Raw genomic sequence first — 13,618 nt, forward strand, 5'->3', positions numbered from 1 at the left:
AAAAATAATTGAACGTCATTTCATTTTTATAGTGAAATGACGTTTATGTTATAAACCATTTAGATATTTCATCAGTTAACTTATATTTGAAGTTGAAATCAAATCAGTGAAAAAAGCAAATCTATTTATCATCAAGTCATTTATTGGGCCATTTATCATGACCTTCTTTATTGCTTTGTTTGTGCTTTTAATGCAATTTATTTGGTTGTATATTGATGAGATGCTTGGTAAAGGGTTAGAGTGGTATATTATTGCTGAATTGTTGATTTTTGCTTCTGCCAATTTAGTTCCATTGGCATTGCCCTTAGCCATTCTTTTAGCTTCATTAATGACATTCGGTAATCTTGGCGAACATTTTGAATTGGTTTCGTTTAAGGCTGCTGGAATTTCTCTTCAAAAAGTAATGCAGCCTCTAATTATATTGGTAACTATTATTACATTAAGTGCCTTCTTTTTTGCTAATAATATAATACCTGTTGCTAATTTAAAATTCTATTCGTTGTTACACGATATTCGCTCTCAAAAACCTGCGTTTAATATTTTGCCTGATGTTTTTTACAATGAAATAGATGGATATGTAATTAGAGTTAAAGATAAAGTTCCAACTGAAGAGGGTGATATGCTTAAAAAAGTAATGATTTACAATCATACGGCTGATAATGGAAATAGACAGTTAACTATTGCTGATTCGGGCATCATGCAAATTTCTCCTGATAAGTCTTATTTTTTGGTTAAACTTTATCACGGGGTTGATTATCAAGAAAAATTTGAGGGTAGAGTAGATAAAATCTATCCTCTATCTAGGTTTTCGTTTGATGAGCATGAAATGAGAATAGATTTAACTGGATTTAAACTAAATAGGACAGACGAAGAATTGTTTAAGGAAGATTACAGAATGTTAAACCTTCGTCAGTTAAGCGAAAAAACTGACACTATTGTAAATTATTTTAATCATCGAACTACCGATTTTTTCAATGCAATTCAATCATCATACATTGTAAACGATACTCTATTTAAACAAACTTATCAGCAGAATACTAATGCAGCTAAAATAACTTTAGATGAAGCATTGAAAAAAGTAAACAAAGAGCAGCGCGACCAAATTTTTAATATAGCCTTAAATAGTGCTAGAACTAATAAAGGTCGTTCTTCGGCAATGGTAGTTGAACTAGATTTTCATGATGAGAATCTCATAAATTTTGAAGTAGAATGGCATCGAAAATTCACATTTTCGTTGGCTTGTTTAATTATGTTTTTTATAGGTGCTCCATTAGGAGCTATAGTTCGTAAAGGTGGTTTAGGTATGCCAGTGGTTATTTCAGTAATATTTTTCTTGTTGTTTTGGATATTATCAATTAGTGGCGAAAAAATGGCTAAAGAAAAAGTAATTGAGGTGTATCAAGGCATGTGGTTGGCGACTGCTTTTTTATTTCCATTGGGTTTTTTCTTTACCTATAAAGCAACAACAGATTCTGAAATGTTTAATGTTGATGCTTACACTAGTTTTATAAAGAAGTTTTTTAAGAAAAAGGAAAAATGAAGATTCTTCAAATTTGTTCGAAGCCACCTCTACCATCAATAGATGGAGGGTGTAAAGCTACTCATAACTTTACAAAAGGGTTTTTAGAAGAGAATATTGAGGTGAAAATTCTTACATTAAATACAAAAAAACATCCTTTTATAAAAAATCAGTTACCAGAAGATTATATTAAAAAAACAGATATTGAATCAATCTTTGTAGATACGTCAGTTAAGATTGTTCCTGCTTTAATAAATTTTTGTCAATCAAAATCGTATAATATTTCTCGGTTTTATTCTAACGAGTTTGAAGAATTAATTCTTAATAATTTAAAGAGGGGAGATTTTGATGTAGTTCTATTCGAAGGGCTTTATGTATCACCTTATATAGGTGTGGTTAAAAAAAATTCATCTGCAAAATTAGTTTATCGAGCACATAATGTTGAATATGAGATATGGCAAAGAAATGCTGAATTCGAAAAAAATATTATAAAAAAGATATATTTTAAAATACTAGCTAAACAACTAAAGCAATATGAAGTTGCAGTATTTAAAAACTTTGATTTTATTGCAGCAATTACGGAAAGAGATAAACAGGAAATACAAAAATACATCACTCATATTCCTATTGAAGTTTTTCCTTTTGGAATAGATTTGCAAGATTATAGTATAAAAGAAGTGATTAACGAGAATAAAGTATTTTATATTGGGAGTATGGATTGGTTGCCAAATTTAAGAGGGATTGAGTGGTTTATAAAAGAAGTATGGTCTACCATTGTAAAAACTAATAATAAACCATTCTTTGTTTTAGCTGGTAAAAAGATGCCATTGTGGTTAATGGAACTAAAACACAAAAACATAAACGTAATAGGAGAAGTTGACAATGCATTAGAATTTATTAGCAATAATAATATAATGGTAGTTCCATTGTTTTCAGGTAGTGGAATGCGAGTGAAAATTATAGAAGCTATGGCACTTCAAAAAACTGTAATAGGAACTGCAATTGCATTTGAAGGAATATCTTGTGAAAACAAAAAAAATGTTTTAGTTGCAAACAATAAAGACGAATTTGTTAGATTATTGGAAGATTGTTTTAATGATAAAGGGATGGTTGATTTAATATCAAAAAATGCAAGATTATTGATTGAAGAAAATTATGACAACAAACAAATTGTTAGAGAATTAATAAGATTTATTAAAAGTAATTAATGAAAATTTTAGTTTTATTATCAAGATTTCCTTATCCTTTAGAAAAAGGTGATAAACTCCGTGTTTTTCATCAAATCAAAGAGTTGTCAGAAAAACATGAAATATATTTGTGTGCACTTTCTGATGAACCTGTTTCTAAAGAAAATTATGATGTTTTAAAAAAATACTGTGTAGAAATTGAAGTGATAAGATTGTTTAAGGTTAAAATTTTCTTCAATCTAATTCATAAATTAATTTTTACTAAAAAGTCGTTACAAGTAAGTTATTTCTATAATAAATCAGCTCAAGATAAGGTTAACAAGTTTATAGAAAAGGTTCAGCCTGATTATATTTATTGTCAGCTAATTAGAGTTACTGAATATGTTCGGCATTCTAAAATTCCAAAAACATTGGATTATATGGATGCTTTGGCTAGAGGTATGGAACGTAGAATTGAAGAAGCTCCATTTTATTTAAAACCATTCTTGAAAATTGAAACTGAGCGATTAAAGCGGTATGAACATTTTATTTTTAACGATTTTAATCACCATACCATCATATCAAAACAAGACAAAGAACTAATTGTAAACATTAAAAATGATTCTATTGTGGTTGTTCAGAATGGGGTTGATTATTCTACGTATCAGTTTAAAGATGCAGAGAAGAAGTATGATTTGATTTTTACGGGTAATATGAGTTATCCCCCGAATATTACAAGTGCAATTTATATTGTTAAAGAAATTATGCCGCTGATATGGAATCAAAATCCTACTATAAATATTGCAATAGTTGGCTCAAATCCAGATTCTAAAATAACAGCGTTGAAATCGGACAAAGTTATAGTAACGGGATGGGTAGATGATATTTCTTCGTATTATTCTGAATCGAAAATATTTATTGCTCCAATGCAAATAGGTACAGGATTACAAAACAAATTATTGGAAGCCATGGCAATGAAATTACCTTGTATTACTTCAAACTTGGCAAACAATGCGCTGGGAGCAGAACACAACAAGAATATTTTAATTGGAAATAGTTCTGAAGAATATGCAAATCATGTGTTGAGTTTATTAGAAAATAAGGAACTTTATATTACTATTTCAGAAAATGGTCATCAGTATGTAAAACAACATTTTACATGGGAAGGAACAACGCAAATTTTAGAACAATTAATTACATCAAAATAATATGCAAAAGCTAAAAGAAACGATAGAACAAGTTTGGGAACAAAGAGAATTACTTAATCAATTAGAATATCAAGATGCAATTAGATTGGTTATTGATAGGATTGATAAAGGTACATTAAGAGTTGCTGAACCTGTTGGTGAAAATTGGCAGGTTAACGAATGGGTTAAAAAAGCAGTAGTGTTATATTTTCCTATTCAAAAAATGGAAACTATTGAGGTGGGTCCATTTGAGTTTCATGATAAAATGAAATTAAAAACCAATTACGCTGCATTAGGAGTGAGAGTTGTGCCTCATGCTGTTGCTCGTTATGGTGCATTTTTAGCCAGTGGAGTAATTATGATGCCATCGTATGTAAATATTGGTGCTTATGTAGATTCAGGAACTATGGTTGATACATGGGCAACGGTAGGTTCGTGTGCACAAATAGGTAAAAATGTGCATTTAAGTGGTGGAGTAGGTATTGGCGGTGTTTTAGAGCCCTTACAAGCGGCTCCAGTTATTATTGAAGACGGTTGTTTTGTTGGTTCAAGATGTATTGTTGTAGAAGGTGTTAGAGTTCGAAAAGAAGCAGTTTTAGGAGCAAATGTTGTATTAACAAAATCTACAAAAATTATTGATGTAAGCGGAGATAGTCCAATAGAATATATTGGAGAAGTTCCTGAACGAAGTGTGGTAATACCTGGTTCTTATACCAAAAAATTTAAAGCTGGAGATTATCAAGTGCCTTGTGCATTAATTATTGGCAAAAGAAAAGCAAGCACAGACCTTAAAACATCGTTGAATGATGTGTTAAGAGATTATAGTGTAGCCGTTTAATGAAGTATAGCTTTAACAAAATATTAATTATACAAACCGCTTTTATAGGAGATGTAATACTTGCAACTTCTTTAATTGAAAAACTAAATGCGTTTTATCCTGAAGCTAAAATAGATTTTTTGCTGAGAAAGGGTAACGAAAGTTTATTAGATAACCATCCTAAATTAAACGATGTTTTAATTTGGGATAAGAAAGAAGGAAAGTACAGTAATTTAAAATTGTTATCTAAAAGTATTCACGCAAAAAAATACGATTTGGTTGTTAACTTGCAGCGTTTTGCATCGAGTGGAGTTTTAACCGCTTTTTCTGGTGCTAAAATTACTGTTGGTTTTAAAAAAAATCCATTATCGTTTTTATTTAAATACGCTGTTGAACATAGTATTGGAAATGGTTTGCACGAAATTGAGCGTAATCAGAAATTGATTAAAGAATTTACTGACGATGTCGCCGAAAAACCACGATTGTACCCTTCAAATCAAGATTATGAAGTTGTTCAATCTTATAAAAAAGATAAATACATTTGTTTAGCTCCTAGTTCAGTTTGGTTTACCAAGCAATTGCCTAAACAAAAGTGGATGGATATTATTCAGAAAACCAACGACAATCAAATTATTTATTTGTTGGGTTCAACTTCAGATAAAGAATTGTGTGATGAGTTAATTCAAACTTCAAGAAATAAAAATGTAATTAACTTAGCTGGAAAACTAACCTTATTACAATCCGCAGCTCTAATGCAGCATGCAGAAATGAATCATGTAAACGATTCAGCCCCATTACATATTTCTTCAGCTATGAATGCTCCTGTTACTGCGTATTTTTGTTCTACTAAACCAACGTTTGGTTTTGGTCCTTTATCCGATAATGCTAAAATCGTTGAAATTAATTTTGATTTAGCCTGTCGCCCATGTGGACTGCATGGTAAAAAAGAATGTCCCGAATCACATTTTAAATGTGGAAATGATATAAATATCTAGCTCAAACAAAGTATTAATAAAATTCGATTTGTATATTTGCAGGAATTATTGGCCTCGTGGCGTAACTGAATAGCGCATCTGATTACGGCTCAGAAGGTTACAGGTTTGAATCCTGTCGAGGTCACAAAAACCCTATAACACTTTGTTATAGGGTTTTTTTGTCATTTCCCTAAAATCCTTTAAATGCTTGGAAATATGTCTTTCTACCACTTCAAGGTGTTCTAATCTTGTATAATTTCTTGAACCCTTTTTATATGGGATTTCTAGAATAGCATCATTTAAAATATGACTATCAATAACTTTTTGAGCTGTTGCTAACCTATCCAGAAGTTCTTGAATCATGCTAGCTTTGGTAGAACTCACACTTAAATTATTCACTTCCGACAACTTTCCTTTTAATGGATTAGGCTTTCTGCCTTCAGCCAAGTCTAACAAATTTCGAGCAAAACTCTCGTGCCAAAAAGTTATATGCCCTAACACATCTTTTGCAGACCATAAAGGATAAACTTTTTTATTGAAATCAACATCCTGCTTGTAAAAAGTAATAAATTTACTTACCTGATGTTGAAGTAATTTCAATCGAGTAGCGATATCTAAGGTATTTTGCATACCCAAATTTAATGAAATGATTTAGCTTACTTTAAACGTATTACCACTTAAAAATAAATCGTTTAAATTTTTGTATTTGCTATTCGTTTTTTCACTTTTTATTTGCTCATGTAAAGCTTTATCATAAACATTTTTACCAACATTTCTAATAACGCCCATTGCTATGGGTAGTTCTGGTAAACGCATACGAGCCAACATATAATGCAAGGTAGGATTAACAATTGTTTCATCGTGTACTAAAATATCCTTTTCAGTAATTCCTTTTTCGCCTAATGTTACCACTTCTAATTCTAACCCATTTAAACGCAAACCTTTTGTTTTGTCTATACCAAACAACATGGGCTGACCGTGTTCTAAAATTAATTGGTTATCAGCTTTGGTGTCTTTACCTGTAATAGCAGCATGTACTTTATCGTTAAATATCACACAATTTTGTAATACTTCAACCAACGATAAGCCTTGGTGTTTCTCTGCACTAATCATCACGTTAGTCATTAATTTAACATCGGTGTCGGGCACACGAGCGTAAAAACTACTTTGTGCACCTAACGCCAATTCTGCTGGGTTAAAAGGGTCTTCTACTGTTCCGTGTGGAGATGATTTAGTTACTTTTCCGCGTTCTGAAGTTGGTGAATATTGTCCTTTGGTTAAACCATAAATTTCGTTGTTAAACAAAATTAAGTTCATGTTTACATTTCTTCTTACTGCATGGATAAAATGATTTCCTCCAATAGCCAACGAATCGCCATCGCCAGAAATTACCCAAACACTTAAATTTGGATTAGCCACTTTTACACCTGTTGCAATTGCAGCTGCTCTACCGTGTATGGTATGAAAACCGTAAGTATCCATGTAATACGGGAAACGAGACGAACAACCTATTCCTGATACAAAAGTAACATCCTCTTTTTTTACGTTTAATTCCGAAAGTGCTTTTTGTACAGCGTTTAATACGGCGTAATCTCCACAACCAGGACACCATTTTACTTCTTGGTCGCTAGCAAAATCTTTGGGTTTTAACGGACATTGTAATGCTTCTGTTTCCATTGTTTTATATTTTACGTCTTTGCGAATATTATTTTTTGTCACACTGAACTTGTCGAAGTGATTGAAAAATAATTTCTTCATTAACTTTATCCTTCGACAGGCTCAGGATGACAGTTAATTCAAAATCATCGGTTAATTAATAACTATCTCAGGCATTGCCTGCTTCTAATATTTCGTTAAACTTATTTTTTAAATCTTTAATTTTAAAAGGCAAACCTTCTATTTTATTAAATTGCTCATAAGTAAATTGAGGAAATTGCCCTCTTAAGTAATTGGCAAATTGCCCATTATTTAATTCGCAAACCAAAATTTTATCAAACTTGGCAAAAATTTCTGCTGTGTTTTTTGGTAATGGATTAATGTAATTAAAGTGGGTAAAAGCAATATCTTTTCCTTCTTTTTGTAATTCGTTTACTGCTCCAAACAAAATACCAAACTGACCTCCCCAGCCAACAACCAACAACTTAGTTGCATCTTTTCCTTTCACTCTTTGCAATGGAATAAAATCAGCAATTCTATCAATTTTTTCTTGACGAGTTGCCACCATTTTTCCATGGTTTTGAGGGTTGTGAGATACACAACCTGTACATTCATCTTTTTCTAGTCCTCCAATTCGGTGTTCCATTCCTTTTGTGCCCGGTTTTACCCACCAGCGAGCCAGTTTTTCGCTATCTCTTTGGTAAGGTTTCCAATTTGGATCTAAGCTATCCAATGTTCTTGGATGAATGTCTGGCAATTCTTCGGTTAATTTAATTTTCCAAGGTTCTGCACCGTTTCCTAAATAACTTTCGGTTAACAAAATTACTGGAGTCATGTGTTCTAAAGCTATTCGTGTAGCTTCAAAAGCCCAATCGAAACAATCGGCTGGTGTACTTGCCGAAAGTACTACTATTGGACATTCTCCATTTCTTCCATAAAGAGCTTGCATTAAATCGCTTTGTTCTGTTTTAGTTGGTAAACCTGTACTTGGTCCTCCACGCTGAACATTTACAATAACCAATGGTAGTTCTGTCATTACTGCTAAACCAATGGCTTCCGTTTTTAGTGCCATTCCTGGTCCAGAGGTAGTGGTAATAGCAACATCACCAGCAAAACTAGCTCCAATAGCAGAGCAAATACCTGCAATTTCGTCTTCAGCTTGAACTATTTTTACACCGCTCCATTTGTGTTTGGTTAATTCGTGTAAAATATCGGTAGCTGGCGTAATCGGGTAGGTTCCTAAAAACAACTCTTTATTTGCTTTTTTTGCTGCTGCTAAAAATCCCCAAGCTGCTGCTTGATTTCCTGTAATGTTACGATAAGTACCGGGCTGTTTTTTTGCTGGCAATACCGTGAAGGATGATTTTATCGCTTCGATGGTTAACGCATAATTAAACCCCGCTTTTAACGCATTTACATTGGCTTGAGCCAATTCTGGTTTCTTTTTAAATTTCTGATTAAAGAAATTGATGGTTTGCTCTAATGGTTCATTAAACAACCAAAACACGATACCTAAGGTAAACATGTTTTTACAACGTACCATGCTTTTGTTGTCCAACCCTAAATCGGCAACACTTGCTTTGGTTAATGAAGTTATTGGTGCTTCAATAACTTTATAGTCTGAAAGCGTGTTATCTTCTAATGGATTGCCTTCAAAACCTGCTTTTTCAAAATCTTTTTTAGTATAAGAATCACCATCAATAATAATGGTACAGGCAGGTTTAAGGTTATGTAAATTGGCCTTTAAAGCAGCAGGATTCATTGCTACCAACACATCTGGTGCATCGCCTGGACTATGAACCCCAGATGTCCCAAAATGAATTTGAAAACCTGAAACACCTGCAACCGTTCCTTGTGGTGCTCGTATTTCTGATGGGAAATCGGGGAAAGTTGCTATTGCATTTCCCATTACTGCTGTGGTATCAGTAAATAATGTTCCAGCTAGTTGCATTCCATCGCCAGAATCGCCTGCAAACTTTATTACTACACTTTCTAATTCTGTTGTCATAAGCCCCTCTCTAATCTCCCCAAAGGGGAGAGGTTAATAATGTTTTTTCTTTATTTAATCTTCCTTTTTAGGAAATAATTACACACCCCTAACCCCTCTCAAGAGGGGAATTAAAGTCCCTCCTTTGGAGGGGTTGGGGAGGCTTTTTTACTCCCCTGAATACTCTACTCTTTTACCAATTGAAGTTAAACCTAACAAGGCATCTTTGGTGGTAAAAATATCCACCAATTTATCTAATTCCGAAGCTGGACCTTTTGCTGCTTCAATTAATTCTTCAGCAAAATTCATGGCTATTGGAGCTTTAAAACTCATGGTTTTACCCAATTTAGCCACTTCTTCGGTAGAAATTCCACCATTGGTATAATCTCCTTTTATTATTGATTTGTAGCTGTTTGTTCCGTATAAGAATTCAATGGCTTTCCATTCGCTTGTAAGTTCAATTTTTGGTTTATCAGGAATGGCTTTTGCTCCTGAAATAAAATCAAATACTTCAGAAGGTTGAATTATACCATCAATTAAACCAATTTCCAATGCTTGTTTAGCGCCTAGCATTTGACCAGTCAAGACTAAATATTTAGCCAATCCTTTACCTACTCTTAAAGCAGTACGTTGCGTACCTCCTAAACCTGGGTAAATTCCAATGCCTGTTTCGGGGAAAGCAATTTTAGTTTTTGGTACAGCCAACAACACATCACAACATAAAGCTAATTCCATACCTCCACCTAAGGCTAGGCCGTTTAAAATACCTACTACTTTTTTAGGCGATTTATCTATTTTCTCTAATACTTCTTGACCGTATTTTGTAAAAGTTACAATGTTATCAATCGTATTTGATTTTATGTTTTTCACAAAGAATTTGATGTCAGCACCTGCTACAAAAGCTTTACCTGAACCAGTTAAAATAATCGTTTCTACATCTGGACGAGCATCTGCCTGAGAAAATTTACAGTCTAATTGCCCCATTACTTCTTCGTTCAAGGCATTCATATCTTCTGGACGAGACATGGTAATTGTTGCAACACTTCCGTTAACGGCAAGGGTAACAAATTCCATATTCCAATTTTCTGCTTTTATTCCTTCAGGGATAGTTTCTCCATAAATTGAAGCAAATTCTGAAACAATTCGTTTTACCTCACTCTCACCAAATTGTTGCATCAAATCAACTGGTCCTTTTCTCCATCGTAAACCAATTTTTGCTCCTCTATTTAAATCTACAGCAGTACAAACTTCTTCTGCCAAAATTTGAGAACATACAAAGAAAGTAACGCCTAAAATTCTATCGTTTACTGCTTTAGTTAGTTCTGGGGTGATATTTACAGTATCCATTCCTGATAAATTCCAGTTATTACCAGAAGCAACTTGTTCTTCTAGTTTTGTTGAGATTTTATAAGATGGTCCGAAATGTTCTAAGGTTTTTTGTGCGTGTAAGGCAATTGGAACTCCTGTTGCATTCATTAATGCGAATGGCCCCATTCCTATTCCAAAGGTATTCATGCAAACTGTATCAATTTCTGCGATACTTCCAATTCCTTCAGCTAACATTTTACACGCCTCGTTTAACCAAGGTACAAAAAATCTGTTTACAGCAAAGCCATTTACATCTTTAGTTGTAATGGCATCTTTACCAGATTGAACAGAAAAAACTTGCATTGCTTTGTACGTTTCTTGTGATGTTTTTGCACCTGGAATAATCTCTACCAATCTGTTTTTTGCAGCATGATAAAAGTAATGCAACCCAACAAAACGTTCAGGATGAGAAACTGCTTCTGCTAATTCTGTTACCGAAAAAGATGAAGTATTGGTTGCTAAAATCGTGTCAGCCGAAACAATTTTATCAAGAGCTTTGAATAAGTTTGATTTTACTTCAAAATCTTCAAAAATTGCTTCTACAATTAAATCACAAACTTTTAAATCTGTTTGATTGGTTGTGCCTTTTATATTGCCAATTATTCCTTCAACTTTTTCTTGTGTAAACAATTTACGTTCAACACCTTGTTCAAGTATTTCTCTTATACCGTTAATTCCTTTGTCGATATACTTTTGTTCTCTATCATTTAAGTAAACGGTAAATCCTTCTTGTGCAAATTTTTGAGCAATTGCAGCTCCCATAGTTCCTGCTCCAATTACTCCAACTGTGTTTATCTTTTTCATAATGTGCCCATCTCTAATCTCCCCAAAGGGGAGAGGTTAATAATGTTTTTATCTTTTTTATCTTCCTTTTTTTGTGAAAATTACACACCCCTAACCCTTCTCAAGAGGGGAACTCCCTTCCCTTTGGGAAGGGTTGGGGAGGCATTTTAACAATTCTCCCAAACAGGTTGTCTTTTTTCTAAAAATGAATTTATGCCTTCGTTAGCATCTTTAGTTTCCATTAATTGTTTAACATACATGTATTCCAATTGTGGTAAAAAGTTGCCTAAAATGTGGTTAAACTTTACTCGAGCAGCTTTTACACCATAACGTAATGACGAAGCACTTTTAGGAACAATATTTTTCTCTATCCATGCATTCATTTCTAAATTCAAATCATCTTTGTTTTCAAAAACATGATTTAATAAACCAATTCTATAACCTTCTTCAGCATCAATAACTTTACCTGTAAGCAATAACTCTTCAGCTCTAGCATATCCAATTTTTAGTGGAAGTAGGAGTGAAGCTGGAGGAGGAAATACTCCTAAAACAATTTCCGGCTGCCCCATTTTTGCAGTTTTATCTGCAAACAAGAAATTGCAGATTAAAGCCAATTCCATTCCGCCACCCAAACACTGTCCTGTAATTTTTGCCATGGTTGGAATGCCTAAGTCGATTATACTTAAAAAGAGTTGGTGAAAAGTTTTAATCATGGTCTCCGCCAATTCTTTGGTATGTTCAGGAACACTAGCTCCAAAAGAAAAATGTTTTCCTTCGCCCTGAAACGTGATGAGTTTCAAATTTGGGTTGTTTTTGAATGTCTTAAAACAATCCAACAGCTCCAACATCATAATGTTATCTAAAACATTTCCTTTACCATCATCTAACAGGATATTAGCTACTGTTTCGTTGTGCGTATAGGTTAATTTAATTTTTTCCATTTTTAATATATTTCGTAATTGCGAGGTACGAAGCAATACCAATAATAAGATTGCTTCACTCCATTACATTTCGTTCGCAATGACGGTTAATAGTTATACATTTTGTGGTTTATACTGTGGAGAAATTGCTCTGTGCATTTCGTCATCCCATTCTTTACCTTCAGCTAGTAACTGACGTAATTTTACAAAATCAACCTCTCTATCATTTTTAGGACCATCGTTAAATGCTTTGAAACCTGCTTTAGCTTCAGTCATCATGTTTAAAGCTAACCACTCACGGCTGCTCTCTTTGTTCATGTCCCAATGTTCTAATTTTTTCTTACGTACTTCAGTTAAAGTTTTGTGTGAACAATTTGGGAAGGTGTGTAACAATTTTGCAATCAATTTATTTACAGCTTCATCAAGTTTTGATAAATCAACTTCGCCTCTTGCTAAAATTTCTTTTCCTTTTGCTAATTCTTCTCCTGTTTTCATTGATCCAAAAATAACTTTACCGTATTCATCAGCATATTTTTCAATATTTACCAATGGGTTAGCAATAAATTTACCATCCACTTTAAGTGCAGGAACAATATCAGTAATTAAGCCCATACTATAAGCTTGATGAGCTGTCCACGGTTCGCATAATGTTAACGATGACATGGCTCTTTCAATACCAACATAAAGATGAAGGAAATCGGTTGCACCTCCAATAGCGGCACTTCCATGTTTTGGTCCAGCTTGTCCGAATCGAGCTAAATCTGTAGAAACAGTATAATCTGCTGCCATTCCAATTTCTTGACCACCTCCAATACGCATTCCGTTTACTCGACAAACAACTGGTTTTTCACATTTTAAGATAGCAGAAACCATGTCGTTAAACAAGCGCATGTATTGCGAATATTCTTGAGGTTGACCTGAATAATATTCTGCATATTCTTTGGTGTTTCCGCCAGTACAAAAAGCCTTGTCTTCAACGGCAGTAAATACTACAGCTACAACACTTCTATCGTTCGATGCTTCACCAAAAGCCAAAATAATTTCTTTAACTGCTTTAGTTGTATATGAGTTGTATTGTTTAGGGTTGTTAAGTATAATCCAAGCGTTAAAAAGTCCTTTTACAGGAGTACCATCGGTATTTAAGCAAGGTCTTTTTTCAAAAAGAATATCGGTATAGTTGTAACCTTCTACTAAATTGTGATTTTTTAAAGCTTCCATAGTTTATAGTTTTAGAATATGAG

General features: G+C 33.4%; 11 protein-coding genes and 1 tRNA gene. 6 read left to right on the forward strand and 6 right to left on the reverse strand.

The window, feature by feature from the left end; all coding sequences use genetic code 11:
- Positions 1-106: 106 nt before the first annotated feature.
- The 6 genes from H6589_03955 (at position 107) to H6589_03980 (ending at position 5,808) form a co-directional block, all read left to right on the forward strand.
- Positions 107-1,540 carry an LptF/LptG family permease gene (locus H6589_03955; protein ID MCB9173740.1) on the forward strand — a complete coding sequence of 478 codons (1,434 nt, stop codon included), beginning with the start codon at positions 107-109 and terminating at the stop codon, positions 1,538-1,540.
- Complete coding sequence (locus H6589_03960; protein ID MCB9173741.1) at positions 1,537-2,727, forward strand: glycosyltransferase family 4 protein; 1,191 nt, start codon at positions 1,537-1,539, stop codon at positions 2,725-2,727. The genes H6589_03955 and H6589_03960 overlap by 4 nt, the downstream gene beginning before the upstream one ends.
- Complete coding sequence (locus H6589_03965; protein MCB9173742.1) at positions 2,727-3,893, forward strand: glycosyltransferase; 1,167 nt, start codon at positions 2,727-2,729, stop codon at positions 3,891-3,893. Before H6589_03960 ends, H6589_03965 begins: the two co-directional genes overlap by 1 nt.
- A gap of 1 nt (position 3,894) precedes the next feature.
- Complete coding sequence (locus H6589_03970) at positions 3,895-4,710, forward strand: 2,3,4,5-tetrahydropyridine-2,6-dicarboxylate N-succinyltransferase (protein MCB9173743.1); 816 nt, start codon at positions 3,895-3,897, stop codon at positions 4,708-4,710.
- On the forward strand, positions 4,710-5,684 hold the full coding sequence (locus H6589_03975; protein MCB9173744.1) for a glycosyltransferase family 9 protein: 975 nt from the start codon (positions 4,710-4,712) through the stop codon (positions 5,682-5,684). Before H6589_03970 ends, H6589_03975 begins: the two co-directional genes overlap by 1 nt.
- Positions 5,685-5,734: 50 nt before the next feature.
- Positions 5,735-5,808 (forward strand) — tRNA-Arg (locus tag H6589_03980).
- Positions 5,809-5,816: 8 nt separating this feature from the next.
- Here H6589_03980 and H6589_03985 read toward each other — a convergent pair.
- The 6 genes from H6589_03985 to oah all read right to left on the reverse strand — a co-directional run bounded on the left by H6589_03985 (position 5,817) and on the right by oah (position 13,595).
- Complete coding sequence (locus tag H6589_03985; GenBank protein MCB9173745.1) at positions 5,817-6,293, reverse strand: hypothetical protein; 477 nt, start codon at positions 6,291-6,293, stop codon at positions 5,817-5,819.
- 21 nt (positions 6,294-6,314) lie between these two features.
- Entirely contained in the window at positions 6,315-7,340 is a 1,026-nt protein-coding gene (locus tag H6589_03990) for a 2-oxoacid:ferredoxin oxidoreductase subunit beta (protein MCB9173746.1), read from the reverse strand.
- A 148-nt stretch (positions 7,341-7,488) separates the two neighbouring features.
- Positions 7,489-9,327 (reverse strand): 2-oxoacid:acceptor oxidoreductase subunit alpha, encoded by a 1,839-nt coding sequence (locus H6589_03995; protein ID MCB9173747.1) that lies wholly within the window; start codon positions 9,325-9,327, stop codon positions 7,489-7,491.
- A 147-nt stretch (positions 9,328-9,474) separates the two neighbouring features.
- Positions 9,475-11,478: a 3-hydroxyacyl-CoA dehydrogenase/enoyl-CoA hydratase family protein gene (locus H6589_04000; protein ID MCB9173748.1), complete on the reverse strand. Its 2,004-nt coding sequence runs from the start codon at positions 11,476-11,478 to the stop codon at positions 9,475-9,477.
- 146 nt (positions 11,479-11,624) lie between these two features.
- On the reverse strand, positions 11,625-12,398 hold the full coding sequence (locus tag H6589_04005; GenBank protein ID MCB9173749.1) for an enoyl-CoA hydratase/isomerase family protein: 774 nt from the start codon (positions 12,396-12,398) through the stop codon (positions 11,625-11,627).
- A 93-nt stretch (positions 12,399-12,491) separates the two neighbouring features.
- Positions 12,492-13,595 (reverse strand): 6-oxocyclohex-1-ene-1-carbonyl-CoA hydratase, encoded by a 1,104-nt coding sequence (gene oah, locus H6589_04010; protein ID MCB9173750.1) that lies wholly within the window; start codon positions 13,593-13,595, stop codon positions 12,492-12,494.
- Between the last annotated feature and the right edge of the window lie 23 nt (positions 13,596-13,618).

This window comes from Flavobacteriales bacterium (genome assembly GCA_020635795.1).
Taxonomy (GTDB): Bacteria; Bacteroidota; Bacteroidia; order Flavobacteriales_E; family Vicingaceae; genus Vicingus.

Coding starts and splice junctions, on each gene's coding strand:
- H6589_03960 (MCB9173741.1), top strand. CDS start 1,537: ATGAAGATTCTTCAAATTTGTTCGAAGCCACCTCTACCATCAATAGAT.
- H6589_03965 (MCB9173742.1), top strand. CDS start 2,727: ATGAAAATTTTAGTTTTATTATCAAGATTTCCTTATCCTTTAGAAAAA.
- H6589_03970 (MCB9173743.1), top strand. CDS start 3,895: ATGCAAAAGCTAAAAGAAACGATAGAACAAGTTTGGGAACAAAGAGAA.
- H6589_03975 (MCB9173744.1), top strand. CDS start 4,710: ATGAAGTATAGCTTTAACAAAATATTAATTATACAAACCGCTTTTATA.
- H6589_03985 (MCB9173745.1), bottom strand. CDS start 6,293: ATGCAAAATACCTTAGATATCGCTACTCGATTGAAATTACTTCAACAT.
- H6589_03990 (MCB9173746.1), bottom strand. CDS start 7,340: ATGGAAACAGAAGCATTACAATGTCCGTTAAAACCCAAAGATTTTGCT.
- H6589_03995 (MCB9173747.1), bottom strand. CDS start 9,327: ATGACAACAGAATTAGAAAGTGTAGTAATAAAGTTTGCAGGCGATTCT.
- H6589_04000 (MCB9173748.1), bottom strand. CDS start 11,478: ATGAAAAAGATAAACACAGTTGGAGTAATTGGAGCAGGAACTATGGGA.
- H6589_04005 (MCB9173749.1), bottom strand. CDS start 12,398: ATGGAAAAAATTAAATTAACCTATACGCACAACGAAACAGTAGCTAAT.
- oah (MCB9173750.1), bottom strand. CDS start 13,595: ATGGAAGCTTTAAAAAATCACAATTTAGTAGAAGGTTACAACTATACC.